The following is a 25,376-nucleotide window of genomic DNA, read 5'->3' as shown; positions in this document are numbered from 1 at the left end:
GCCTCCCTCAGCGTCTTGGGAATATCACTGTCCAGGGCTTCACAGGCTCTAGGGGAAGCGTTCACCTCACCGCCACCCTGGTGCGTGAGGGTCGGACCATGACTCGAGTGACGCGACGCACGCTCCTCGTCGGAGGACTTGCGCTCACCACCGTCGGCGCGGGGTCGGCAAAGCTCGTCGACCCGTTCACTCTCGGCGTCGCTTCCGGCGACCCGACCTTCGACGGCGTGGTCCTGTGGACCCGCCTGGCACCCACCCCTCTCGCGGAGGACGGAGCGGGCGGCATGCCGTCCCGCGTCGTCGAGGTGAAGTGGGAGATCGCACTGGACGAGCGGTTCCGGCTCGTCGTTCGTCGCGGCAAGGCCTACGCACGGCCTGAGGAAGGCCACAGCGTGCACGTGGACGTGCGTGGGCTCCTGCCTGGCCGCGAGTACTTCTACCGCTTCTCCGCCGAAGGGCACGTGTCGAGGACCGGCCGTACGCGCACGGCGCCGGCACCGTGGGCGTTGGGCAGCGGGCTCACGATGGCGTTCGCCTCCTGCTCGCAGTTCGAGCACGGCTACTTCACCGCGTACCGGCGGCTGGCCGAGGACCAGCCCGATCTGGTGCTGCACCTCGGCGACTACCAGTACGAGTACACGAAGGGCGCGTACGTGGCGCCGGGTGGCAACCCGCGCGACCACGAGGGACCGGAGACCGAGACGCTGGCCAACTACCGGCAGCGGCACGCGCAGTACAAGACCGACCTCGACCTGCAAGAAGCGCACGCCGTGGCGCCGTGGGCGGTCGTGTGGGACGACCACGAGGTCGACAACAACTGGGCGGACGAGGTCTACGAGAAGCCCCAGATCCCGCAACCGAACTTCCTGGCGCGGCGGGCGGCGGCGTTCCAGGCCTACTACGAGAACATGCCGATCAGGAACAAGCCTTCCGGGATCGACCTGCAGCTCTACCGGCGGCTGCAGTGGGGTGGGCTGGCGAACTTCCACCTGCTCGACACCCGGCAGTACCGCGACGACCAGGCGTGCGGTGACGGCGTGAAGGCGTGTCCGGAGCGGTTGGAGCCGACGCGCACGATCACCGGTGCCGCGCAAGAGAAGTGGCTGTTGGACGGACTGAAGCGCTCGCACGCGCGTTGGGACGTGTTGGGACAGCAGGTGTTCTTCTCGCAGCTCGACTTCACGCCTGGTGCCGGCGAGACCAACAACATGGACGCGTGGGACGGCTATGCCGCGAACCGTGACCGTGTGGCGGCCGGGTTCTCCCGCACGCGCAACACCGTCGTGCTCACCGGTGACGTGCACGCGGCGTGGGCGGCCGACGTCAAGGAACGCTGGAACGACCCGACCTCGCGCACGGTCGCGACAGAGCTGGTGTCGACGTCGATCACGTCCGGCGGTGACGGCTCGGAGACCCGTGCGGAGACTCCGGCGATGCTGGCCGAGAACCCGCATGTGAAGTACTACAACAACCGGCGCGGGTACGTGCGGACCCGCTTCACCGCGCGTGAGGTGCGGGCGGACTTCCGCGGACTCGACTACGTGTCGAAGCCCGGAGCTCCGGTGACCACGAAGGCGTCCTTCGTGATCGAGGACCGGAACCCCGGGCTTCAGAACGTCTAGAAGATCTGGACCGTGCTGACCGGAAGGCCCGGCGTGGTCGAGATGTCCATCGGGGACGGCTTGGCGCCCGCCGCGACGAGGTGGGCGCCGAGCGCCGCGATCATCGCGCCGTTGTCGGTGCACAGCCGTGGCCTCGGCACGCGCAGTTCGATGCCCGCCTCGGCGCAACGTTCGGCGGCGAGCCCGCTCAGCCGCGAGTTCGCCGCGACGCCGCCGGAGATCACCAGCGTGCCGACGTCCAGGTCCTTCGCGGCGCGGATCGCCTTGGCGGTCAGCACGTCCGCGACGGCCTCCTGGAACGACGCGGCGACGTCGGCCAGCGGGATCTCCTCGCCGGCCCGCTCGGCGCGTTCGACCCAGCGGGCGACCGAGGTCTTCAGACCGGAGAACGAGAAGTCGTACTTCGCGTCGCGCGGGCCGGTGAGGCCGCGCGGGAACGCGATCGCGCAGCCGTTGCCCTGCTTGGCGAGCTTGTCGATGGGCGGGCCGCCGGGGTACGGCAGGTCGAGCAGCCGCGCGACCTTGTCGTACGCCTCGCCGGCCGCGTCGTCCACCGTGGAGCCGATCTCGGTGATCGAGTTCGCCAGGCCGCCCTCGATCAGCAGCAGCTGCGAGTGGCCGCCGGAGACCAGCAGCGCGAGACAGCGCTCCGGCAACGGGCCGTGCTGCAACGTGTCCGCGGCGACGTGGCCCGCGAGGTGGTTCACGCCGTAGAGCGGCTTGCCGAGCGCGGCCGCGTACGCCTTCGCGGCGGACACGCCGACCAGCAGCGCGCCGGCGAGACCCGGCCCGGCGGTGACGGCGATGGAGTGGATCTGGGAGAGCTCGACCTTCGCGGTGTCGAGCGCCCGGCGCATGGTCGGGACCAGGGCTTCGAGGTGGGCGCGCGAGGCGACCTCCGGCACGACGCCGCCGAAGCGGGCGTGCTCCTCGACGCTGGAGGCGACCTCGTCGGCGAGCAGTTCGAGCGAGCCGTCCGGCCCGAGGCGGACGATGCCGAAGCCCGTCTCGTCGCAGGAGCTCTCGATGCCCAGAATCAAGCGATCAGACACTTTGTGCGGGCCTTCCCATCGTGTACGCGTCGGCACCCGACGGCTGGTAGTAGCGGCGGCGCAGGCCGAGTTGTTCGAAGCCGTGCGTCTTGTACATCGCGATCGCCGGCTCGTTGTCCGTGCGGACTTCCAGGTAGACCGGCACGTTGATCTCGTCGACGCGGGCCAGCAGATCCCTCAGCAGCGTCTTGCCGACGCCCCTGCCCTGCCAGTGCCCGATGACGGCGATCGTGTGCACGCTGGCCTCGTACTGGCTGACGGCGAGCCCGGCGTACCCGATCAGCTCGGCGTCGGCGTACGCGCCCATGTAGTAGTTGCCGTTGTCGAGCTCGCTGTGGAACGCGTTCTCGCTCCACGGGTCGTCGCCGGGGAACAACGCCAGCTCGATCTCGTGGCACCTGGGCACGTCGGCGTGCTGCAAGGGCGCGAGCGTGACGGTGCCGGTGGTCATGCCCTGGTCACCCGCTTGCGCCCGGTCGGCTCGACGGCGTCGGGACGGCGCAGGTAGAGCGGGGTGAGCGCGGCCGGGCGGGCCTTCGCGAGCACCTCGGCGGCCGCGGCGGCGACCAGGCCCTCCGGACTCGGGTGCTTGGCTTGGAGCAGCTCCAAGCCGAGGATCTCGGCGTAGATCTCGGCACCCTCACCGGTCGCCTGGCGCACGCCCAGGGCGGGCAGCTTCTCGGCGAGGTCCTGCGGGCGCTCGACGTGCGGGCCGTCCGTGCGGCGACCGGCGGCGTCGTAGGCGGCCCAGTAGACCTCCTTGCGCCGAGCGTCCGTCGCGACGAGCAGCGGGTGGCCGCTGGCGGCGTCCTTGGCGATGGCGTCGGGGGTCGCGACCGGGTAGACCGGGCGGTTGAGCGCCTGGCCGAGCGCGGCGGCGGTGGCGAGGCCGACCCGCAGACCGGTGAACGGCCCCGGACCGGCGCCGACGACGATCGCGTCGAGATCGGCGAACGTCTTGCCGGCCTCCGCGAGCGCGGCGCTGATGTGCGGGGTGAGCAGCTCGCCGTGCGCCTTGGCGTTGAGCGTCACCCGCTTCGCGAGCAGGCGCGGCGGGGAGTCTGGCGCGAGTTCGACCACACCGGCGGTGACTGCGGGGGTGGCCGTGTCGACGGCGAGCACTAGCACGATTGTCCAGAGTAGTACGAGGTCGTGTCGGTCATCCGGTCACCTCTTGTTGTCAACCGCCGGAGGCGATTCGGCGACAAGCGGTGGCCGGATGACCGACTTCCCGACGGCCTCGTCGCCATCTGCGGAGCAGGGGCAATCAAACACGTGTGGCAGACCACACTTCCGATGCGTCCTCAAGGCACTCGTACAACCCTGGATCCATGTTCGCTGAACCGAGTGACCGCGAGGCGTTGCGCTTCGGTGAGAAGTCCCTGACCTACGCCGAGCTGCACCAGGCCGCGGGCACTCTGGCCGCACGGCTGCGAGGCCACACTCGCGTCGCCGTCTGGGCGACCTCGACGCTGGAAACGTGTGTCGCCGTCGTGGCGGGACTCCTGGCGGGCGTGGCGATCGTGCCGCTCAACCCCAAGCTCGGCGAACGCGAACTGGACCACATCCTCGGCGACAGCGAGCCCGACCTGGTGCTGCGCGACGAACCGATCGCGTTCGGCGAGCCCGGCACGTTCGACGAGCCGGGTCCGGAGACTCCCGCGCTGGTCATCTACACCTCGGGCACGACCGGACCGCCCAAGGGCGTGGTGCTGCCCCGCCGGTCGCTGACCTCGAACATCGACGCGCTCGCCAAGGCCTGGCAGTGGACCGCGGACGACGTGCTGGTGCACGGGCTGCCGCTGTTCCACGTGCACGGCCTGGGCATCGGCATCCTCGGCCCGCTGCGGCTCGGCGGAGCGGTGCGGCACGTGAAGTTCTCGCCGGAGGCCATCGGCCAGGAGTTCGCGACCGGCGCCACGATGATGTTCGGCGTCCCGACGATGTACCACCGGATCGCGGAGGCCGTGGAGAACGACCAGGAGCTCGCCGACCGGTTCCGCACGGCCCGGCTGCTGGTTTCGGGCTCCGCCGCGCTGCCCGCGAGCGACCACGAGCGGATCGCGAAGGCCACCGGGCAGGGCATCGTCGAGCGGTACGGGATGAGCGAGACGCTGATGAACGTCAGCGTGCGGTTCGACGGTGATCGGCGGCCGGGCGCGGTCGGGCTGCCGGTGGACGGCGTCGACGTGCGGGTGGTGGACGAGCAGGGCCACGAGGTGAGCGGCGACGCGATCGGCGAGATCGAGGTGCGCGGGCCGAACCTGTTCCTGGAGTACCTCAACCGTCCGGACGCGACCGAGGAAGCGTTCCGGGACGGGTGGTTCAGGACCGGCGACATGGCGGTGCGCGATCCCGACGGGTACGTCCGCATCGTCGGGCGGCGGGCCACGGACCTCATCAAGAGCGGTGGCTACAAGATCGGCGCGGGCGAGATCGAGAACGTCCTGCTGGAGCATCCGTCGGTGGCCGAGGTGGCGGTGACGGGCGAGCCGGACGACGACCTGGGCGAGCGGATCGTGGCGTGGGTGGTTCCAGCGGGCGAAGCGCCGGAACCATCAGCCCTCAGCGATCATGTCGCGAAGTTGTTGTCGCCGCACAAGAGGCCGCGAGTGGTGCGCTATCTGCAGGCCTTGCCGCGCAACGAGATGGGCAAGGTCCTCAAGCGGGAGTTGTCCTGAAAGGACGGTCTCAGGGGATGGCCGACGGGCTCGTCCGGCCATCCCCCGTGACGCTCCGGACTAGCGACCGGACGTGTTGCCGTTGCAGGCGACGTAGGACGGCGAGTGGTCGACCGTGAAGACCTCGAGCGGGCCGTTCCACTGCCACGGCGCGACACAGGCGTTGTTCAGCACGCTGATGTCGGAGCCACCGGCGGCGTGGTTGTCGTTGCACGCGGCGTAGCCGGGGGCGTGGCCCTCGTGCAGCAGCGAGATCGGGCCGTTCCACTGCCACGGCGCGGCGCAGAGGTTGTCGGCAACGCTGATGCCACCGTGGCGGTCGTGCTCGCCGGCGGATGCGGGAGCAGCGGCCGCGAGGAGCGCGCCACCGATGACTGCGGTTGCGAAGAGCGTCTTCTTGATCATGCGGATCTCATCGGCCCGTCACGCTCTGTCCTTAATGGACGTCACCCCATGCGTCAGAAAACGTCACACAGGCAGGGGACGTGAGCTCCACTCGCCGTGCGGGATCAGCTGAGCTGTGCGAACGTCGTCGATTCCGCGCTCGAGCCGGATCAGCAGATGATCTTCGTTCAGGCGTTCCGCGACGCCCTCGCCCCACTCGACGGCGACCACGGCGTCGACCAGGTCCGTGTCCAGGTCGAGGTCGTCCAACTCGTCCAGGTGACCCCCGAGCCGGTACGCGTCGACGTGCACCAGCCGCACGCCACGCCCGTCCTCGGCGGGCTCGTGGACACGGGCGACGACGAACGTCGGCGAGGACACCCGGCCCTGCACGCCGAGGCCGCGCGCGAGCCCGCGCACCAGCGCCGTCTTGCCCGCTCCCAACGGCCCGGCGAGCAGCAGCAGGTCGCCCGCCCGCAGCACTTCACCCAGCTTGCGGCCGAACTCCTCGGTGTCCTCCACCAGGGGCAGTTCGACGGTCTTCACGCTCGGCGCCACCACTTCTTCCGACTCTCTCCGCGATCGGTCGCGCAGCGTTCGACGAGCGCGACCAGGTGGTCGTTGACGAGATCAGCCTGCTCCATCATCACCATGTGCCCGGCACCGGGGGCCCGCACGAGAGTGGCGTGCGGCATCTCCTCCGCCATCCGCTCGGCGTGCGAGAACGGCGTGAGCTTGTCCGCGTCACCGCTCAGGATCAGCACCTCGCAGTGCCGCAACCCGGCGAGCGCCTTGTAGCGGTCGTGCGTGCCGAGGGTCTCCAGGAAGTCGGTGAGCACCTTCACCGTGGTCCCGTTGATCATCTTCTCCATCAGGTCCACCAGGGACGGCGCGACCTTGCGGTCACCGAACGCCAGCGCGCGGATGCCGCTCCACGTCAGGGTTTTCGTGCCCTTGCGGACCCACTCGACGAGTCCGGGCTGCAGGCCCGCGAGCCGGCCGACGCCCAGCGTCACCGGGTTGTACCGCGACAGCACGGACTTCGGCAGCCCCGCACCGCCCACGGCCCCGGCGGCCGTGCCGATCAACGCGACGCCGCGCACCCGTTCCTCGAAGAGCCCGGGCTCCTTCTCGGCCAGCGCCATGATCGTCATGCCGCCCATGGAGTGGCCGACGAGCACCAGCGGGCCGTCCGGCACGACCGAGCGGATCACCGAGTCGAGGTCGAGCGCGAGCTGGTCGATCGTGCTGTTCTCGGGGGAGGACTTCCCGGAACGGCCGTGGCCGCGCTGGTCGTAGAGGACCTGGTGGACGCGCGGGTCGAGCAGTTCGGCCAGATCCCGGCGCTGGAAGTGGAAGCAGCGGCGGTCCAGCGCGAACCCGTGCACCAGCACGACCGTGATGTCCGGCTCGCCGCCGTCCGCCGGGTCGACCTCCTCGACGGAGATCGGCACGCCGTCGTCGGCGGCCACCGTCGACTCGCGATCGGGCCTCAGCTCACCGAGCGGCTCGTCGGAGAGGCTGTCGGTCGCGTTCTTGCGCTCGTGCGAGACCTTCGCGGTCTGCGCCACGGCCGCGCCGGCGACGACGGCACCGACCGCGCCACCGACCCACCCGACGACCTTCCACACCGGCTTCACGTGTAGATCCTCCGCACCCGAGGGCGGTACATCCCGCAGACGATCTCGTAGTCGATCGTCCCGGTCAGCTCCGCCCACTCCGTCGCCGTCGGCTCCCCCCGGCGCCCGTCGCCGAACAGGACGACCTCGGCACCCTCCGCGATCTCGTCGTTCCCGCAGTCCACGACGATCTGGTCCATGCAGACACGGCCGACCACCGGGCGGCGTCTCCCGTCCAGGAGCACCTCCATCCGGCCGGAGAGCGCCCTCGGGACACCGTCCGCATACCCCGCCGGCACCAGTGCCAGCGTCGTGTCGGTCCGCGCTGTCCATGTCATCCCGTAGGAGACCGACTCACCTGCGGGGATACGTTTCGTGAGCGCCACGTGCGACCGGTAGCTCATGACCGGCCTCAGGTCGTGCTCGGTCGGCACCGGGTTCAGCCCGTACATCGCGATGCCGGGCCGCACGATGTCGAAGTGCAGATCGGGCCTGGTCAGCAACGCCGCCGAGTTCGCGATGTGCCGTTTCGGGGTCAGGCCGAAGCTCCTGGCGACCTCGTAGGCGTCGTCGAACCTCTTGGCCTGCAGGTCGATCGACGGGTCGCCGATCTCGTCCGCGGACGCGAGGTGCGACCAGACGGCCACCACCTCGTGCCTGCGCGCGGCCTCGACCAGCTCCGGCCAGTCGTGCGGCTGGCAGCCGTTGCGGCTCAGCCCGGTGTCGATCTTGAGGTGGATCCGCGGCCGGGCGTCGGCCTCCTCGGCGGCGGCCTCGACCCGGCGCAGGTCCGAGAGCGAGGACACGGACATGTCGACGTCGGCCGCGAGACCGGCGGCGAGATCCTCGTCCGGCGCGTCGAGCCAGGCCAGGATCCGGGCCTGGATGCCCGCCGAGCGCAGGGCGAGGGCTTCCTGCGTCGAACAGGAACCGAGCCAGGTCGCGCCGGCTTCCAGGGCCGCGCGGGCGACCTCCACCGCGCCGTGGCCGTAGCCGTCCGCCTTGACGACGGCCATCGTCTCCGCACCGGGGGCGAGGCCGGCGAGCAACGCGACGTTGTGCCGCAGCGCACCGAGGTCGACTACCACTTCTGAACGGGCCATAACCTGTTCATCGTGCCATGACTTCGCAGCTCACAAGTGTGAGCGAGCGCTCAGGACCGGCGAAGTGCCCTGATGGCGTCAGGAATGGCCGCCATGAGGCCGGACGCGGGCACCGGAGCACCGTCCGCGCCCAGTTCCGCGGCCCGCACGTGCAGGTAGGCCCCGTAGCCCGCGGCCAGGAACGGATCCACCCCGGCCGCGAGCAACGCGCCGATGATGCCCGACAACACGTCGCCCGACCCGGCCGTCGCGGGCCAGGACGAGGTCGCCGAGTTGACCAGCGCCCGTCCGTCCGGCGCCGCCACGACGGTGCGATGGCCTTTGAGCAGCACCACCGCGTTGAACCGCTGAGCGGCCTTGCGGGCCGCCGCGACGCGGTCCGGGCCCACCGGACCGGCCAGGCGCGCGAACTCGCGGTCGTGCGGCGTCAGCACCAGGGCGGCGTCGGGATCGCGGGCGTCCCAGAGCGACGGGGTCGAGGCGAGCAGCGTGATGGCGTCCGCGTCGGCGATCACCGGCACCCCGGCGTCCAGCACGAACCTCACGACCTCGGCGGACGAACTGCCCGTGCCCATGCCGGGGCCGACGACCCAGGCCTGGACGCGACCGGCGTCGGTGGTCGATCCAGTGCAGATCGTTTCTGGCCAGCGGGAGCGGATGGCGTCGGCGGCCGGACCGGCGTAGCGGACCATGCCGGACGTCGCGAGCACGGCGGCACCGGTGGAGAGCACCGCGGCGCCGGGATAGGTCGCGCTGCCGGCCGCCACTCCCGTGACGCCCTGGGTGTACTTGTCGTCGGACGGGCCCGGCACCGGCCAGGCGATGTCCTCGCGGTCCAGCAGCACGAAGTCCGGATCTGTTGGCCTGAGCCCGATGTCGACCAGATGCACGTCGCCGCAGTCAGCCAGCGCGTGCACCGGCTTCAGGCAGCCGAACGTGACGGTGGTGTGCGCGCGGACGTGCGGCCCGGAGATCTCGCCGGTGTCCGGGTCGATGCCGGAAGGCAGGTCCACGGCCACAATCGGAGCTGTGACCGTCTCGACCAGTGCCGCCGCGTCGGGCCGCAACGGACCCCGCGCGGACAGCCCGACGATGCCGTCGATCACCAGGTCCGGAGCACCGACCTCGGAGACGATCCGCCCGCCTGCCCGCCGGAAGGCCTGAAGCCCCTCGGCGTGCGCCTTGGCCGGGTTGAGCAACACCGCGGACACGGCGATTCCCCTGCGGCGCAGGAAGTAGCCGGCCCACAGGGCGTCGCCGCCGTTGTTGCCCGCACCCACGAGCAACGTGATGCGGCGACGTCCGGAAAGAAGCCTGAGGGCGTGAGTGGCCACACCGAACGCGGCCTTGCGCATCAAGGAACCCGGCGGGACGACCGCCATGAGCTCCTCTTCAGCGGACTTGACGCGTTCGGTGTGCCAGACGCCTCTCACTCACTCGACGGTAACGGACTTCGCCAGGTTGCGAGGCTTGTCCACGTCGTAGCCGCGGGCGGACGCGATCTCGGCCGCGAGGATCTGCAGCGGCACCGTCGAGATGAGCGGCTGCAGCAGCGTCGGGACGGCCGGGATCTCGATCAGGTGGTCCGCGAACGGGCGCACGGTCTCGTCGCCCTCCTCGGCGATCACGATCGTGCGGGCGCCACGGGCCTGGATCTCGCTGATGTTCGACACCAGCTTCGAGTGCAGGACGGCGCGGCCCTTCGGCGACGGCATGACCACGACGACCGGGAGGCCCTCCTCGATCAGCGCGATCGGGCCGTGCTTGAGCTCACCGGCCGCGAAGCCCTCGGCGTGCATGTAGGCGAGCTCCTTGAGCTTGAGCGCGCCTTCGAGTGCCACCGGGTAGCCGACGTGACGGCCGAGGAACAGCACCGCCTTCGAGTCCGCGAGCTCCCGGCCCAGGGCCCGGACCTGGTCGGCCGTGGCGAGCACGCGGCGCACGGCCTCGGGCATGGCCTCGAGCTCGTGGAACTCGCGGGCGACCTCGTCCGGGTACTTGGTGCCGCGGGCCTGCGCCAGGGCCAGGCCGACGAGGTAGTTCGCGGCGATCTGCGCGAGGAACGCCTTCGTCGACGCGACACCGATCTCCGGACCGGCGTGCGTGTAGAGGACGGCGTCGGACTCACGCGGGATCTGCGCGCCGTTCGTGTTGCAGACGGCCAGAACGCGGGCCTTCTGCTCACGGGCGTGGCGCACGGCCTCGAGCGTGTCCGCGGTCTCGCCGGACTGCGACACGGCGACGACGAGCGTGTCGCGGTCGAGCACCGGGTCGCGGTAGCGGAACTCGGAGGCCAGCTCGACCTCGACGGGCAGGCGGGTCCAGTGCTCGATCGCGTACTTCGCGACGAGTCCGGAGTGGTAGGCGGAACCGCAGGCGATGACGAAGACCTTGTCGACGTCGCGCAGGTCCTGGTCGGAGAGGCGCTGCTCGTCGAGGACGATCCGGCCGTTCGCGAAGTGGCCGCGCAGCGTGTTCGCCAGCGCCTCCGGCTGCTCCTCGATCTCCTTGAGCATGAAGTACTCGTGGCCGCCCTTCTCGGCGGCGCTGAGGTCCCAGTTGACCGTGAACGGCTTGGCCGCGGCGGGCTCACCGTCGAAGTCGGTGACCTCGTAGCCGGAGCGGGTGAGCACGACCATCTGGTCCTGACCCAGCTCGACGGCTTCCTTGGTGTGCGCGATGAACGCGGCGACGTCGCTGGCGACGAAGTACTCGTTGTCGCCGACGCCGACGACCAGCGGCGAGTTGCGGCGCGCGGCGACGACCTGGTCGGGCTCGTCGGCGTGCGTGATCACGAGCGTGAACGCGCCTTCGAGCCGGCGCGCGATCTTGCGCACGCTGGCAGGCAGGTCACCCTTCGTGTCGCCCTCGGCGTAGGCGAACGCCACGAGGTGCGCGACCGTCTCGCTGTCGGTGTCGGACGCCATCTCGACGCCGAGACCTTCGATCTCGGCGCGCAGCGCGAGGAAGTTCTCGATGATGCCGTTGTGCACCACGGCGACGCGGCCGGTGGCGTCGCGGTGCGGGTGCGAGTTCTTGTCGATCGGCGCGCCGTGCGTCGCCCACCGGGTGTGGCCCATTCCGACGGTGCCCACGAAGTTGTCGCGGCCCACCTCGTCGAGCCTCGTCTCCAGGTTCTGCAGCCGTCCGGCCTTGCGTTCGACGGCGAGGTCGTCGCCTGTCACGACCGCGACGCCCGCCGAGTCGTAACCCCGGTACTCGAGGCGCCTCAGCCCGTCCAGAACGACGTCGAGCGCCGACTGGTGACCCACGTATCCCACGATTCCGCACACGGAAAACAGACTAGCTAGACCACGCCGCTAACCCTAATGAGTGAGGGGGCTCTGTTTGCGCAGGTCACACGCCCATGTGGTGTAGACCAATCTCAGGTGTGGTGCGCGCGACAGGATCGACTACGGTTCACGGCATGGCTCGCCGCGTGATCACGCTGACCGCGAAACAGGCCCTTGAGCAGCTCAGCAGGCCTGGCCCGCACCCCGTGCTGCGCGGCGACCTCGCGCTCGTCGGCCTGCCGGGCGTGATCTTCACGCCCCAGTCCGGCCTCGGTCTGCCCGCCGTCGCGTTCGGACACGGCTGGATGCAGCCCGTACGCCGCTACCACGGCCTTTTGCGGCACCTGGCGTCGTGGGGCGTGGTCGCCGCGGCACCGGCCGTGGAGCGCGGCCCGCTGCTGTCGTCGCGGGTGCTGGCGGCGAACCTGCTGACCACTTTGGACATCTCCACCGGCGTGCGGCTCGGCACCGGGGAGATCAGCGTCGACCCGTCGCGACTGGCACTGGCCGGGCACTCGATGGGTGGCGGCGCGGCGGTGCTGGCGGCGTCGGGATCGGACCGCATCAGGGCCGTTGTGACTTTGGCCGCAACGGAGACGCGACCCTCCGCGCTGGACGCGGCGCGGGAGGTGCGCGCGCCCGGACTGCACCTCGCGGCGGGCGAGGACCGCATCGCACCGCCCGTCGGCCACGCCGAGGCGATCGCCCAGGCCTGGGGCGGCCCCGTGCAACTGCGACTGCTGCCCAAGGCCTCGCACCTGGGGTTCACCGAAGGCAGGCACTGGAGCGAGCTCATGCTCGACGGCAGTGCCGAGCGCGGATCGCAGAAGCTCGGGCGCGCGTTCGTGACGGCGTTCCTGCTCCGCGTGCTGACCGGCGACAAGACCTACGACGAACTGCTGGACACCGATCTGAAGAACGCGAACCTCGTCTTCCAGCGCGAAGCCCTGCGCCAGCGCTGACGGCGAGAGGCCCGCACCGGCGTCGGCGCGGGCCTCTCGGCCGGAGAAATCCGGTCAGCTGAGCCAGGTCTGGCCGCTCAGGTCGTCATCGTCGTCCACCGGGGCAGGCCTGCGCGGCCGGGCCGGCGGAGGCGGCGGAGCGACCGGAGGCGGTACGACGGGCATCGGCGTGGTCGGCGGAGTGGACGCCTGCGGCGAGTAGCCACCGTCGTCGTCCTCCGGCCCGAACGCCATCTCGCCCGCACCACGCTCCGGGCGTTCCCACTGCGGCTTGCGCGGCTGCTGCTTCTCGCCCTGCTTGACGATGTCCTCGGCGCTCTTCTGAGCGGCCGCGACGTCCTGCTTGTGCTTTTCCTCGCGAGCCGCGATGTCGGCGGCCACCTTGTCCTGGCTCGCCTTGAGCTCCGCCGAGACCTCCGCGGTGGCACGGCGGGTCTTGGCGATGTTCTCGTCGAACAACGCCTGAACGCGCGGGTCCGTTTCCCCGATCATCGCCATGGGTTGGCGGCCTCTCCTCGGTCATCGCCCAGCGTGGTCTGCATGGCGCTCAACGGGTTGCTGTTGTCGTCGTCGAACAACGTGCCCGTGGTGCGCCACTGGCTGGCTCCGCGCTCGGTGTCGCCGCCCTGCTGACCGCCGGCGCCGGCTCCGGCACCGCCGCCCATCATTCCGCCGCCACCCATCATGCCGCCGGAGGCCGCACCGCTCGGCGCCTGGCCCTGGGCGTCCTGCATGGACGGCAGGTTCGCGGAACCAGCCTGACCGGCCTCGGAGGGGTTCGTGTTGAACGAGCCGCCGCTGCTGTCGCTCGAGTTCGGGCTGCTCCACGCGCTGTCCGCGTTCGAGCCGCCGAGCACGGACTCGCCGCTGCCCGCGCCGCCGGTGAACGAGACACCGGACGTCGAAGTGCTGTCGGAGGCCTGGGCGAACTGCGGGGTGCTCTCCGCGGAGATCCTGGGCTCGCCGACGTTCGGCATGATGCCGTTGTCCTCGATGTAGCTGCGGCCCATCGACTCCTGGAAGCGCTCCGCCACGTTCGGCGTCGTCTCCCCCGGCGGGCTCCAGACCTGGTCGCCCGCGGGTGCGGGCATCGTCTGGAAGTCGGCCTCGGCGGGCAGCGTCGTGACGACGTCCTCGACGGCCTGCGGGAAGTCCGACTCCGGCGTGCGCAGGCCGTCCTCGAGCCTGCCGCCGTCGGCACCGCCCCCGCCGGGACCGGACTCGGAGCCCGGCGTCTGCGCGGCCGGGTTCTCGTCCTCGCCGAAGCCCACACCGATCTTGTCGGGCGTGCCGTCGCCGTTGTCCGCGGTCAGGTTGATCTCGCCGGTCTGGGTGTCGACCTCGGCCGTGAAGTTGACGCCGTCCTGCTCGATGTGGATCTTGCCGTCCGCGCCGACCTCGACCGGGATCGGGTTCGACTCCGACCCGAGCGGGCCCGTCGTCGGGGCCGCGCCGCCACCGGGCGCCGGCGTGCCACCGGCGGCAGGCGTCTGCCCGCCGGGAGTCTGGGCGCCCGCGGTCGGGTTCGAGGCGGTGAGCTGGTTGGCCATGTTGGTGATGGCCTGCGTGCCGTTCTGCCCCATCAGGGCCTTGGCGGCCTCGGGGTTCTTGCTGAAGTCCAGGTCGTAGGTCTTCGGCTCGCCCTTCGGCGTGTCGATCGTCATCTTCACGTGCCCGTTCGAGTCGGGCTCCGTGACCTTGATCGTGTTGTCGCCCGCCGTGACCGTGACGGTCTCGAGCTCTTCCTCCGGCTTCGGCTGGTCCGGCTTGCCGTCGCCGTCGAGGTCGTCGGGCTTGCCGTCGCCGTCGGTGTCACCGGGGACGTCGGGCTTGCCGTCGCCGTCCTTGTCGAGCGGGTTCTCCGGCGGCTTCGGCATCTCCGGCGAGCCACCGCCACCACCGCCGCTCGGGCTGCCGCCACCGCCGCCACCGTTCGGGCTGCCGCCACCACCGCCGCCGTTGTCGACGTTCTTGCGGCCGCCGCCCTGATCGGAGAACGCCGGGGGGTCGCCAATCGGGCCGAACGTGTCCTTGAACGCGTTCTTCAAGCCCGTGAACATGGCCTTGTAGTCGGCGTCGACACCGGCCTGCACGGCCTGGCAGTAGCCGTCGAACGCCTTCTTCTTGCCGTCGAACTCATCGCAGAGCGCCTTCAGCTTCTGCTTGGCCTCGTTGATGATGGATTCCCGCCGGCCCTTGACCCAGGAATCCCAGCCGAGGCCCGCGAGAACGCCCGACAGGATGCCGCCGGTGAGAGCGCCCACGACACCGCCGACGACCCAACCGGGCAGGCCGGAGAGTCCGTCGAGGATGCCCGCGTCGTTCTCGTAGATGTCACCGTTCGCCTGACGGATCGCGGTCTCGGCCTCCTCGACCGTCAGACCGCCGCACTTCTCCGAGTACTGGTCGTGGATCTGCTGCGCGAAGTCCTTGACGTGCTTCTGCACGTTCGTCACGCCGGCGGTGATCGCGCCGGGAGCCGTGCCCGCCTGCTGCACGAACGTCTTCGAGGCGCCGGCGAACTTGGTCCGGTACTCGCCCGCGGCCTTCGCGGCGGAGCCCTCCCAGGAACCGAGCCCGTTCCAGGCGGAGCCCAGGGCGTTGTCGTGCGCCTCCGCCTTCTTCACGTTCTCGGTGAGCTTGTGGGCGTCTTCGCGGAACTTCGCGAAGTCGATGTCGCGAACCTCGTCGTACTGCCGGTAGATGTCGTTCTGCAGGTTCGGCGCGGCGCCACCATGACCGCACGCCTGCGCGGCCTTCGGGTAGATCGGGATGAACTTCTCGAAGAACCTGAGACCGGGGGCACCGGCGTCGAGCAGCGTGTTGCTGTTCGGAACGTCACCCTGCTCGTTCAGGACCTTCTGGGTGGAGCCGAGCTCGCGCTCCACCTTGGCCTGGTCGACGAGCTTGTCGGCGTCGCCGCCCTTCTTCTCCCACTGGGCGCGGTCGACCTCCTTGCCGGCGACCACCCCCATGCTCAGGCCGGCGGTAGGAACGGCCAACGCCGCGCCGAGCAGGTAGCTGCCGACGCCAGGATCGCTCGGAACATCGACTCCGTTGGCCTTCGCATACCGCTCGACGTCCTCGTCCGAGGCGCCGGCACCGGCGAGCGCGGGTACGAGCTGCTTCTTGGTCTCCGGAGTGACGTTCGGGTCGTCGAGGAGCTTCTTGATCTCGGTCTGATCCGCCACGACTCGTTACCCCTTGAACTGGCTCGAGGTCTGCGCCTCGTTCGACTCGTACGTCTTGGCGACGTCCTTCAGGCGAGTGGCGATGCCGGTCGCCTCCTTGCCGAACTTCTCCAAGTCCTGGCCGAAGAGGTCGAAGCAGGCCTTGTACTCGGCGGCGACGCCCTGGAACTTGCGGCCGACCTGCCCGGCTCCCACACCCGGCACGGCCGCGGCCTTCATCTGGATCAGGGCTGATCCCTCTGCCTCGTACGTCCCCGCAGCCTTGGTCAAATCGCCGGACTGAACGCCGAACCCGGACATCTGCTCGCCTCCCCTAGTCCCCGATCTGACGCAATTCGGCCTCATCGGGTTCCGCCATACAGTGCCAGCTCGGATCACGCGGTGACCGGAGCTCCAGGATGTCGGTTGCCTTAGTAAACAGCCATTCGGCGCAAGATGCCGATGATCACCACTGAACGGGTGGCGCCTGGTCACCAGCCGCCGGGCGCGGGCGGCTGTGCGCCGGGCGGGGGCTGCTGCGGGTACCCGTGGGACGGGTACGGCTGCTGGGGGAATCCCTGCTGGGGAGGGGCCTGCTGCGGAAATCCCTGCGGGTACTGCTGCCCGTACGGCTGCTGCGGATGACCATGACCGGGCGGGAACGGGGGCTGGGCGACGGGTTTGCGCTTCGACGTCGTGACGACGGCGATGACGACCGCTGTCACACCTCCCAGGAACACCAGGAGTACGAGCAACATCAACATGGTCATTCCCCAGCCCCCGTCCGACCTCAGTGCACCGAGGAAACCACACCCGCGAGGCGCTGCGCGGCCGACTCGGCCTGTTCGTGGCTCGTCGCCTCGACCATCACCCGCACGAGCTGCTCGGTGCCGGACGGGCGCAGCAGCACGCGGCCGGTGTCGCCGAGCTCTGCCTCGACGGCGGCGACGGCCTCGCTGACCGTGGCCGCCTTGGCGACGGCCGCCTTGTCGGTGACCTTCACGTTGATCAGGACCTGCGGCAGGCGGCGCATCACCGAGGCGAGGTCGGCGAGCGACTTGCCGGTCTCGGCCATGCGGGCCATCAGGCGCAGCGCGGTGAGCAGGCCGTCGCCGGTGGTGGCGTGCGCGGGCAGCACGACGTGGCCGGACTGCTCGCCGCCGAGCGAGAAGCCGCCGGCCTTGAGGTCCTGCAACACGTAGCGGTCGCCGACGGCGGTGGTGCGCAGCCGGATCTTCGACTCGCGCATGGCGATGTGCAGGCCGAGGTTGCTCATCACGGTGGCGACGAGCGTGTCCTCGAACAGCTCGCCCGCGTCGCGCATCGCGAGCGCGAGGACCGCGAGGATCTGGTCGCCGTCGATCGGCTCGCCCTGGGCGTCCACGGCGAGGCAGCGGTCGGCGTCACCGTCGTGCGCGATGCCGAGGTCGGCACCGTGCTCGCGGACCGCGGCGGCCACGACGTCGATGTGAGTGGAACCACAGCCGGCGTTGATGTTGAGGCCGTCCGGGTTCGCGTTGATCGCGATCACCTCGGCCCCCGCGCGGCGGTAGGCGTCCGGTGCGGCCACCGACGCGGCACCGTTCGCGCAGTCCACCACGACCTTGAGGCCGTCCAGGCGGTGCGGTGTGACCTTGAGCAGGTGCTCGACGTACTGGGTCTCGGCGTCGGGAACATCACGCACCCGGCCGATCGCGGCACCGGTCGGCCGGTCGAAACCGGCGCCCATGTGCTGCTCGATCTCGTCCTCGACCGAGTCGGGCAGCTTGTGGCCACCAGCGGCGAAGATCTTGATCCCGTTGTCCGGCATGGCGTTGTGCGACGCGGAGATCATCACGCCGATGTCGGCGCCGAGGGCTGCGACCAGGTACGCGACGGCGGGCGTGGGCAGGGCGCCGACGCGCAGCACGTCCGCACCGGCCGAGGTGAGGCCGGCGGTGACGGCGGCGTCGAGCATCTCGCTGCTCGCCCTGGGGTCGCGGCCGACGACGGCGACGGGGCGGTGGGAGCGGTCGTGCTCGGCGAGCACCCGCGCGGCCGCGGAAGCGACGGACATCGCGAGTTCAGGGGTGAGATCGGCGTTGGCGAGACCGCGTACACCGTCGGTGCCGAACAGGCGGGCCATGGAACCTCCGAAGTGGACTGCAAGGCGGCGGGGACTGACCCGGAAAACCCGGAAACCCTGGAAAACACTGCGGGAGCAGCAGTTCGTAGTGAACTGCTGCTCCCGCAGGTACAGCTGTGACGCGCTCGGGGTGCGGGGTGTCCCCGCAGTCACCGGGTTCGAGCAGTGGTCTGACGAAGCAGACAGAGCTCGCCCAGCGACTGACCCGTCAACGCTTGGAGTACTGAGGCGCCTTGCGGGCCTTCTTCAGACCGTACTTCTTGCGCTCCTTGACCCGCGGGTCACGGGTGAGGAAGCCGGCCTTCTTCAGGACCGGGCGGTCCTCGGCGTCGATGGCGATCAGCGCACGCGCGATGGCGAGACGCAGCGCACCGGCCTGGCCGGTGATGCCGCCGCCGTGCAGGTTGCCGATCACGTCGAAGGTCTCGGGCTTCTCCGTGGTGACGAGCGGCTCCCTGATGAGCTGCTGGTGCACCTTGTTCGGGAAGTAGGTCTCGAGAGACTTGCCGTTCAGCGTGAACTTGCCGGTGCCGGGCACGAGGCGGACGCGGACGACGGCCTCCTTGCGGCGGCCGACGGTCTGCGCGAGGTGCGCGGCGCCGTTCAGCGAGGGCGCGACCACCGGCGCGGAGGTCTCCTCGACCTCGGCGTCGTCGGCGTCAGCCTCGACGGCCTCGGCCTCAACGGCTTCGGGAGCCTCTTCGGCCTCAGGAGCGTCGACGACCTCGGCCTCGACAACCTCGGCCTCGACCTCGGGGGTCTCGACCTCAGGGGTCTCGTTCTCAGGGGTGGTCACAGGAACTTCCTCGGTGTACTCGTCGCTCACTGGGCGATCTTCTTGATCTCGAAGGCCTGAGGCTGCTGCGCCTCGTGCGGGTGGCTCGGGCCTGCGTAGACCTTGAGCTTGTTCGCGATCTGGCGGCCGAGGCGGTTCTTGGGCAGCATGCCCTTGATCGCCTTCTCCACCAGGCGGTCCGGACGGGTGTCCAGGACCTCGCCGAAGGACTGCTTGCGCAGACCACCGGGGAAGCCGGAGTGGCGGTACTGGAACGCCTGGTCGCGCTTCGCACCGGTCAGAGCGACCTTGTCAGCGTTGATGATGACAACGAAGTCACCGGTGTCAACGTGAGGTGCGTAAGTCGGCTTGTGCTTGCCGCGCAGCAGCGTCGCGGCCTGGGTGGCGAGCCGGCCGAGCACCACGTCCTGGGCGTCGATCACGTGCCAGGTGCGGGTCACCTCACCGGGCTTCGGGCTGTACGTGCGCACGGATCTACCTCGTCGTCACTTGCGTCTGGGGTCACTGCGGCGGTTGCCCCAGACCGATCTTGGACGAACCAAGCGGTGGTTCCGAGACAGGCGCGACACATAGGGGTGCCAGCTACCGCACAACAACGTCAGAAGATACCGGATGGGTGGCTCCGGGACCAAAACGGCCCCTCCGAAACCACCTCACCATGGACATACGCGAGCCCCGGACCACGTGGTTCCGGGGCTCGCGAGAGTTCTTGCGATCGTGCTGAGTTACCAGCGCGCGGCGTTCATGCGCTCGGACGACTCGTAGGCCTCGCCGGCCTGCTGCACGGCGGTACCGATGGCGGCGAGCACGGCCTGCAGGTCGGCGGCGGCCGTGTCCCACTTCTGCTGCGCGGCCTGGTACTGGGTGGCGGCGTCACCGGTGTAGCCGGAGAGCGTGCTCGTCACCTTCGAGCGCAGGTCGTCGAGCTGCTGGTCGACGCTCTTGGCGGCGCTGCTGATCTGCGAAGCCGCGTTCGCCACCTCGGCGAAGGTAACCTCAATAGGACCGGTCATTGCTATCTCCCCTGGGATGTCTTTGAAGTCTGGAAACGCGAGAAGCGACTGACGAACGAAAGCAAGATCAGCTGAGGCGGCTGGTGATGCCGGTCATGCTCTGCGACTGCTCTTCCTCGTTGCGGGCGTAGACGTCCGCGGAGCTCGAGATCTGCTCGGCGATGGCCATCAGCGCTTCCTGCACCTTGGCGGCGTCGTCGTGGAAGCGCGACATCAGGTTGGCGAACGCGGTGGCCGCGCCGCCCTTCCAGGTGCCGGCCAGCGTGTCGACGGTGCTGCCGACCTGGCGGAGCGTGCCCTGCGTCTGGTCGTTGACGTCGGCGATGTGCTTCGCCAGCGCGTCGAGCTCTTCAGAAGTAACGGTCAATGCCATTGGGAGATGCCCCCTTCAGAGAACTTCAAGGCGTACTTCTTGGTTCGTACGTCTCTTCCGACGAGGACCCTGCCACGTCGGTTCCGCCCTGTCGCGATTTCTTTCGAAGTAGTTGCGCTAGTAAACGGCTCCGGGTGAAACCAGGCGTCAGTAGAGGATTCGCGACTGCGAAAAGTCCTCGTCATCGTCACTCACACGGGGAAGCTGACCACTCGGACCGGCGACGGCGGAAGAACCGAGAGTCACCCGCTCCGTCTCAACTGGAGCGGGCGCGGTGAGTTCGGCGGCACTCGGCACCTGCTCGACGGCCAGACCCCGGTCCGCGCGGAAGCCCGCGGCGGTCTGCCGGACCTCGCCGGGGGTGGCCTGAGCACCGGGCTCGACCTTGCGCTCACGCGCCTGCGCGGCGAGATCACGCGTGCGTTCCCGCAGCTCGGCGTTGCGTTCACCGACCTCACCCGACGCGCGACGGGCACGGGTGACCGCGGCTCCTACCTCGGCGCGGAACCGGGCGAGGACCTCGGTGGCGGACATCGGCGACTCCCTGAGGTTGCGACTGTCACTTGATGACGAGCGAGCTGACGATCCGCTCGCAGGCGGTGCGGACCTGGGCCCTGGTGGCCTCCGTCGCCTGGCAGCCCACGCTCACCTGGACGTCGCCGGCGAACTGGATGTACCACTCGACCCCGGTCACTTCGACCACTTCGCGATAGTGAACAACAGACTTGCCCGCGAATGTCGTGTTGTCGACGAAGTCGGCGACCTCGTCGCCATTCTCCTTGCGTTGCTGATACAGGCCCTTCAACTCACTCAACGCGCGAACTCGGTCCTGGTCGCTGTTGTACGTGAGAGTTTGCTCCTGCACAGCAATACGCGCTTCCGGTTGTTTGCTATCGGAATTCTTGCGCTCAATCGGTTGCAAAAGCACCTGTCGATCACCGGCCGCGCCGCCGGTCTGCTCCCACCCGTCCGGCCGGGTGAAGCTGTAGTCGTAGACCGCGATCTGATCGCCGGGCGGAGCCGGCTGCTGCGGCGGCTTGCGGTTCAGCCAGAGGTAGCCACCGGCACCGGCCGCCGCGAGGACGACCACGACACCGATCGTGATGAACAGCGGAGCCCTGCTCTTCTTCCGCGGCGGCGACGGCGAGGCCGTGGCGAACGACACGGGGAACTGCCCGGGAGGCGGCGGCGTGATCCGGCGGGTGATCTTGCGGGTGGTGTCGTCGCCGACCCTCAGGTTGTGAGTCACCTCACCCGACGGCCCCTTCGGCTGCTGGGCGACACCGCCGGTCCGTTCCGGATCGAGGCTGACGGCCCGCAGCGCGCCGCGGGCCACCACCGTCTCCGGCTGGTCGATGCTCGTCGGCACCACGCGGATCTGGTCGTGCACCAGGCGCGCGACGAGAGGGATCCGGCTCGACCCGCCGACCAGGAACACCCCGGCGAGCTGCTGGGGCCGCAGACCGGCGTCGCGGACGGTGGCGGCGGCCAGCGCGGCCGCCCGGTTCAGCGGCGCGGTGATCAGCTGCTCCAGGTCCGACCGCGTCACGTGCGCGTCGGGGAACGGCTGCGGCATCGGCACGTCGGTGTAGGCGTGCCGGGACAGCGTCTCCTTGGCACCCCGCACGTCCTGCCGCAGCACCCGCCGCTTGCGCCGGTCGGCCATCTCGCGGCCCTCGACGAGCTGTCGCCACGCCTCGGGGTCCTTGGCCGCGACCAGCCCGCCGACGTGTTCGAGCAGCGCCTGGTCGATGTCGGCGCCACCGAAGCTCGGGTCGCCCTTGGCGGACAGCACCCGGAAGCTCTTGCCCGCGCGCGCCACCACGCTGGCGTCGACAGTGCCTCCGCCGAGGTCGAGCACGGCGAGGGCGGCACCGTCCGGAATGGAGTGGCTCGCGGAGTGGAAGACGGCGGCGGCGACGGGTTCGGGCACCAGCACCAGCTCGCGGCCGAGCCCTCGTGCCGCCTGCAGCAGGACGCGGGTGCGGACCGTGCCCCAGTCCGCGGGGTGAGTGAGGACGAGAAGGTCTACCGGTGCTCCGCCACCAACGCGCCGTGCTTCCCCCACGGCTCGCGACAGCACTGCGCGCACAACGTCCACAACGGGCAGCACGGTGCTGCCGAGCAGCAACTCCCCCTCGTCGACGCGGCGCTTCGGGTGCGGCTCGTAGCGGGCGGGGTCGACCGCGGCCTGGCGCTCGGCCTCCTGACCGACGAACAACGTCCCGTCGGCGGCGGCGAACACGGCGGACGGCACCAGCGGCTGGCCGTCGAACACGACGACCTGCGGCTCCCGGCCGTGCGCGGAGATCGCCACGCAGGTGCTCGACGTGCCGAAGTCGACCGCGACGTGCAGGCTCATGCACCTTCCCCTCTTCCGCGCACATGCTTACCCGATGCGACTGGGCAGGACGACACGGATGACGAAGGTCGCCGTGACGAGTTCAGCGCATCGCGCCACCCACGTCCGTCCCGGGGGTCGTTCCGCCTACTCCAGAGCGGCCAGCCTGGCGGCGAGCGCCTCAGCCTGGCCCCCGTCCAGTTGACGCAGAAGGTCCATCGCACGTCGCCAGGCCGCGGTGGCTTCCTCGCGCTCATCCAGCTCGACCAAGGCGCTGCCCAGGTCCTGCAGGGCCAGAGCTTCGTACTCGGAGTCGCCGAGCCCGGCCAGGGCCTTGGCAGCGGGTCCGAGCACGGCCACGGCTTCGGCGTGCCGTCCGAGTCGGGTGAGGGCTCTGCCCCGCACAGCGTGAATCCGCGCGAGAACGTGCTCGTCCCTGTCGTCGAACTCGGTCGCGATGACGACGGCACGGTCGATCGCGACGAGAGCCTCGTCGTGGCGGCCGAGCTCGGTCAGCATGAAGCCGATGTTGGAACGCGCGGCGCCCTCCATGTACCTGTTCTCGATCTCGGCGCTCACCTCGGCCGCCAGGCGCGAGGTGCCGAGGGCCGCCTCCACCTGACCGAGCCTCTCCTGGTGCGCGGCCAAGTTGATCAGACCGGCCGCCTCCGCGGTCCGTTCCCCCGACTCGCGGACGAACCGCAGTCCCTCCTCGAAGCAGGCCAGTGCGTCGTCCTGGCGTCCGACGTCCGAGTAGAGACCAGCCAGCTTCAGCAGCAGGAACCCCTGCTCACGAGCAGTCCCGAAGGTCTGGACCGCCTCGAACATCTCGATCGCCTCCGACCAGCGCGGCTGGTTGTAGACCAGGAACCTCTGCACGTGCGTCGGGATCAGCAGCGCGAGCCGGCCCCACCCGCGTGCCGCGGCCTCGCGCAGGATCGCGTGGAGGTTGTCCCAGTCCTGCCGCACCCATGCCAGCGCGTCGAACCGCGAGGCGAACTCCCGCGGCACCACGCCCGACGTGATCTCACCGGCCCGCACCAGCGCGATCGGTTTCTCCACCAGAGCGGCGTTCTCGAGGGTGTGGACGTACCACTCGGTGATCCTCAGCGAGGCCGCCTCGTCGTCACCGCACAGCTCGACCGCATAGGCGCGCAGCAGGTCGTGCAGGCTGTAGCGCCCAGGGGAAGGCGTCTGCACGAGAGCATCGGCGACCAGCCGCTCCAGCAGCCGCCTGGCCTGCGTCACCGACACCCCGGCCAACGCGGCGGCGGCGCTCACGTCGAAGTTCTGACCGGGGTGCACCGACAACAGCCGGAACATCCGTGCCGACTCGTCGTCCAACGCCCGGTACGACCACGAGAACACCGCACGGACGTCCACGTCGTAGAAGTCGCTGAACGCGTCGAGCCGCTCGTCGCGCAGCTCGGCCACGAACTCCCGCAGCGGAACGTCCGGGAAGCGCGCCACCCGTTCGGCGAACACGCGGAGCGCCAACGGCAGGCCGGCACAACGTTCGACGATCTCGCGCGCGGCCTCCGGTTCGGCGTCGAGCCGCTGTTCACCGAGCACGACCGCGAGCAACGACCGTGCCGCGTCGAACTCCAGCTCCTGCAGCCCGATCGCGGTCGCGTCGTGCTGGGAGACGAGCGCGCGGAGCTGGTTGCGACTGGTGATCAGCACCCGCACCCCGGCCGCGGCGGGCAGGAGGGGAAGGACCTGGCGCGCCGACGCGGCGTTGTCGAGCAGGAGCAGCAGCCTCAGGTCGACCAAGGTGGTGCGCAGCAACGCGAACCGGGCGTCCGCGCCGGCCGGGACCTCGTCCACGCCGAGCCCGGCCAGCAGCGTCTCCGCCACGGCAGCGGGATCGACCGGCTGCACCTCGGGATCGAACCCGCGCAGGTTCACGTAGAGGTCGCCGTCCGGATAGTCCTCACGAACAGCGCGAGCCCAGTGCAGCGCCAGCGCGGTCTTGCCGACGCCACCGACGCCGTGCACGACGGTGACGCCTGTCGCCGTGCCGAGTTCCCCGAGTTCGTCCTCACGGCCCACGAAGTTCCGCACACCGTGCGGGAGCTGACGTGGCACCTGCACGCGCCTCCCAGGTGCCACCTCGGCTCGCAGGATCTGCTGGTGCAGCTCCTGCAGCGCGGGACAGGGATCGACGCCCAGCTCCTCGGCGAGCCTGGTCCGCAGGTCCTGGTACGCGTTCAACGCCTCGGCACGGTTGCCCGACCGGTACAGCGCGAGCATCAGGTGCGACCAGAACGGCTCCTGCAACGGATGATCAGCGACCAGCGACCTCAGTTCCGCCACCAGCTCGCCGGAGAGCCCGCTGTCCAGATCGGCGTCGATGCGCCGCTCCAGCACCGTGAGCCGCTCGTCGACCAGCCGCGGCACGTCCTCGCGGTGCAGGACGTCCGACGCGACGTTGCCGAGCACCGCCCCGCGCCACAACGCCGCGGCCGCACCGAAGTCACCCGAACCCGCGAAGGCGCGGAACCGCAGCAGGTCCAGCTGGTCCGGTTCGACCACGGCGACATAACCACCGGTCCGGGTCTGCACGCAGTCCGCCTCACCCAGCGCGACCCGCAGCCGCCGCACGACCATGTGCAGCGTCTTGTGCGCGCGGTCGGCGTTCGGCGGGGCACCGTCCCACAGCCGGTCGACCAGCTCATCCACCAGCACCAACTGGTTGGGGCGCAACAACAACACGGCCAGCAACGTCTGCACCTGCCCGGCCGGCACCGCGACCGGCTCGCCGTCGAGCAGCACTTCCAGCGGACCCAGCACCCGGAACTCGACGCTCACGTTCACCTCATTTCACGACGAGTGTGGCAGT

Annotated in this window: 24 protein-coding genes; 3 read left to right on the top strand and 21 right to left on the bottom strand. The window is 70.0% G+C overall.

All coding sequences use genetic code 11. The features are described 5' to 3' along the window. Nucleotides 1-98: 98 nt before the first annotated feature. On the top strand, nucleotides 99-1,622 hold the full coding sequence (locus ACH413_RS31075) for an alkaline phosphatase D family protein (protein WP_360048293.1): 1,524 nt from the start codon (nucleotides 99-101) through the stop codon (nucleotides 1,620-1,622). Here the strand turns inward: ACH413_RS31075 and tsaD are convergent. From tsaD to tsaB, 3 genes are read right to left on the bottom strand one after another with little or no spacing between them, the layout of a single operon-like run. Then, the gene (tsaD, locus tag ACH413_RS31070) at nucleotides 1,619-2,674 is read right to left on the bottom strand and encodes a tRNA (adenosine(37)-N6)-threonylcarbamoyltransferase complex transferase subunit TsaD (RefSeq protein WP_360048295.1); all 1,056 of its coding nucleotides are present in this window, start codon (nucleotides 2,672-2,674) and stop codon (nucleotides 1,619-1,621) included. The two genes, ACH413_RS31075 and tsaD, sit on opposite strands and share 4 nt — an antisense overlap. Continuing rightward, complete coding sequence (rimI, locus tag ACH413_RS31065) at nucleotides 2,667-3,125, bottom strand: ribosomal protein S18-alanine N-acetyltransferase (protein ID WP_360048296.1); 459 nt, start codon at nucleotides 3,123-3,125, stop codon at nucleotides 2,667-2,669. Before rimI ends, tsaD begins: the two co-directional genes overlap by 8 nt. Then, nucleotides 3,122-3,802, bottom strand: a complete 681-nt coding sequence (gene tsaB, locus ACH413_RS31060; RefSeq protein ID WP_360048298.1) for a tRNA (adenosine(37)-N6)-threonylcarbamoyltransferase complex dimerization subunit type 1 TsaB — start codon at nucleotides 3,800-3,802, stop codon at nucleotides 3,122-3,124. The genes rimI and tsaB overlap by 4 nt, the downstream gene beginning before the upstream one ends. 203 nt (nucleotides 3,803-4,005) lie before the next feature. Here tsaB and ACH413_RS31055 point away from each other — a divergent pair, with 203 nt between their 5' ends. Continuing rightward, on the top strand, nucleotides 4,006-5,355 hold the full coding sequence (locus ACH413_RS31055) for an acyl-CoA synthetase (RefSeq protein ID WP_360048300.1): 1,350 nt from the start codon (nucleotides 4,006-4,008) through the stop codon (nucleotides 5,353-5,355). A gap of 60 nt (nucleotides 5,356-5,415) precedes the next feature. On the opposite strand, the gene ACH413_RS31050 is transcribed toward ACH413_RS31055, so the two are convergent. The 6 genes from ACH413_RS31050 to glmS form a co-directional block, all read right to left on the bottom strand. Beyond that, nucleotides 5,416-5,760 (bottom strand): hypothetical protein, encoded by a 345-nt coding sequence (locus ACH413_RS31050; protein ID WP_360048301.1) that lies wholly within the window; start codon nucleotides 5,758-5,760, stop codon nucleotides 5,416-5,418. Nucleotides 5,761-5,823: 63 nt separating this feature from the next. Then, nucleotides 5,824-6,285: a tRNA (adenosine(37)-N6)-threonylcarbamoyltransferase complex ATPase subunit type 1 TsaE gene (gene tsaE / locus ACH413_RS31045; protein WP_360048302.1), complete on the bottom strand. Its 462-nt coding sequence runs from the start codon at nucleotides 6,283-6,285 to the stop codon at nucleotides 5,824-5,826. Further along, nucleotides 6,282-7,379 carry an alpha/beta hydrolase gene (locus ACH413_RS31040; RefSeq protein WP_360048304.1) on the bottom strand — a complete coding sequence of 366 codons (1,098 nt, stop codon included), beginning with the start codon at nucleotides 7,377-7,379 and terminating at the stop codon, nucleotides 6,282-6,284. Before ACH413_RS31040 ends, tsaE begins: the two co-directional genes overlap by 4 nt. Then, nucleotides 7,376-8,461 carry an alanine racemase gene (alr, locus tag ACH413_RS31035; protein ID WP_360048305.1) on the bottom strand — a complete coding sequence of 362 codons (1,086 nt, stop codon included), beginning with the start codon at nucleotides 8,459-8,461 and terminating at the stop codon, nucleotides 7,376-7,378. Before alr ends, ACH413_RS31040 begins: the two co-directional genes overlap by 4 nt. Before the next feature lie 50 nt (nucleotides 8,462-8,511). Continuing rightward, on the bottom strand, nucleotides 8,512-9,894 hold the full coding sequence (locus ACH413_RS31030; protein WP_360048307.1) for an NAD(P)H-hydrate dehydratase: 1,383 nt from the start codon (nucleotides 9,892-9,894) through the stop codon (nucleotides 8,512-8,514). Next, nucleotides 9,895-11,754, bottom strand: coding sequence for a glutamine--fructose-6-phosphate transaminase (isomerizing) (glmS, locus tag ACH413_RS31025; RefSeq protein ID WP_360048308.1), 1,860 nt, complete (start codon nucleotides 11,752-11,754; stop codon nucleotides 9,895-9,897). It lies immediately after the preceding gene. A gap of 134 nt (nucleotides 11,755-11,888) precedes the next feature. Between glmS and ACH413_RS31020 the strand changes: the two genes are divergently transcribed. After that, nucleotides 11,889-12,716 (top strand): dienelactone hydrolase family protein, encoded by an 828-nt coding sequence (locus ACH413_RS31020; RefSeq protein WP_360048310.1) that lies wholly within the window; start codon nucleotides 11,889-11,891, stop codon nucleotides 12,714-12,716. A gap of 54 nt (nucleotides 12,717-12,770) precedes the next feature. Here ACH413_RS31020 and ACH413_RS31015 read toward each other — a convergent pair whose 3' ends face one another. The 12 genes from ACH413_RS31015 to ACH413_RS30960 form a co-directional block, all read right to left on the bottom strand. Continuing rightward, entirely contained in the window at nucleotides 12,771-13,214 is a 444-nt protein-coding gene (locus ACH413_RS31015; RefSeq protein WP_360048312.1) for a hypothetical protein, read from the bottom strand. Further along, nucleotides 13,205-15,907 carry a hypothetical protein gene (locus ACH413_RS31010; RefSeq protein WP_360048314.1) on the bottom strand — a complete coding sequence of 901 codons (2,703 nt, stop codon included), beginning with the start codon at nucleotides 15,905-15,907 and terminating at the stop codon, nucleotides 13,205-13,207. Before ACH413_RS31010 ends, ACH413_RS31015 begins: the two co-directional genes overlap by 10 nt. Nucleotides 15,908-15,913: 6 nt before the next feature. Continuing rightward, a complete protein-coding gene (locus tag ACH413_RS31005) occupies nucleotides 15,914-16,207 on the bottom strand; it encodes a hypothetical protein (RefSeq protein WP_093591261.1) in 294 nt (97 codons plus the stop codon). Nucleotides 16,208-16,377: 170 nt separating this feature from the next. Further along, on the bottom strand, nucleotides 16,378-16,650 hold the full coding sequence (locus ACH413_RS31000; protein WP_396425383.1) for a hypothetical protein: 273 nt from the start codon (nucleotides 16,648-16,650) through the stop codon (nucleotides 16,378-16,380). 26 nt (nucleotides 16,651-16,676) lie between these two features. After that, entirely contained in the window at nucleotides 16,677-18,011 is a 1,335-nt protein-coding gene (gene glmM / locus ACH413_RS30995; RefSeq protein WP_360048318.1) for a phosphoglucosamine mutase, read from the bottom strand. A 208-nt stretch (nucleotides 18,012-18,219) separates the two neighbouring features. Next, the gene (rpsI, locus tag ACH413_RS30990; protein ID WP_360048320.1) at nucleotides 18,220-18,807 is read right to left on the bottom strand and encodes a 30S ribosomal protein S9; all 588 of its coding nucleotides are present in this window, start codon (nucleotides 18,805-18,807) and stop codon (nucleotides 18,220-18,222) included. Nucleotides 18,808-18,833: 26 nt separating this feature from the next. Beyond that, a complete protein-coding gene (gene rplM / locus ACH413_RS30985; protein ID WP_189160352.1) occupies nucleotides 18,834-19,277 on the bottom strand; it encodes a 50S ribosomal protein L13 in 444 nt (147 codons plus the stop codon). Nucleotides 19,278-19,532: 255 nt separating this feature from the next. Then, nucleotides 19,533-19,820 (bottom strand): WXG100 family type VII secretion target, encoded by a 288-nt coding sequence (locus ACH413_RS30980; RefSeq protein ID WP_360048322.1) that lies wholly within the window; start codon nucleotides 19,818-19,820, stop codon nucleotides 19,533-19,535. 67 nt (nucleotides 19,821-19,887) lie between these two features. Further along, the gene (locus ACH413_RS30975) at nucleotides 19,888-20,193 is read right to left on the bottom strand and encodes a WXG100 family type VII secretion target (RefSeq protein ID WP_360048323.1); all 306 of its coding nucleotides are present in this window, start codon (nucleotides 20,191-20,193) and stop codon (nucleotides 19,888-19,890) included. Between the two features lie 147 nt (nucleotides 20,194-20,340). Then, nucleotides 20,341-20,727: a hypothetical protein gene (locus ACH413_RS30970; RefSeq protein WP_360048325.1), complete on the bottom strand. Its 387-nt coding sequence runs from the start codon at nucleotides 20,725-20,727 to the stop codon at nucleotides 20,341-20,343. 25 nt (nucleotides 20,728-20,752) lie between these two features. Then, complete coding sequence (locus tag ACH413_RS30965) at nucleotides 20,753-22,555, bottom strand: type VII secretion-associated protein (RefSeq protein WP_360048327.1); 1,803 nt, start codon at nucleotides 22,553-22,555, stop codon at nucleotides 20,753-20,755. A gap of 126 nt (nucleotides 22,556-22,681) precedes the next feature. Next, a complete protein-coding gene (locus ACH413_RS30960) occupies nucleotides 22,682-25,345 on the bottom strand; it encodes a BTAD domain-containing putative transcriptional regulator (protein ID WP_360048329.1) in 2,664 nt (887 codons plus the stop codon). Between the last annotated feature and the right edge of the window lie 31 nt (nucleotides 25,346-25,376).

The sequence above is a fragment of the Lentzea sp. NPDC020367 genome (assembly GCF_044387305.1).
GTDB lineage: Bacteria > Actinomycetota > Actinomycetes > Mycobacteriales > Pseudonocardiaceae > Lentzea.
This window is presented reverse-complemented; position numbering and strand designations above follow the sequence as displayed.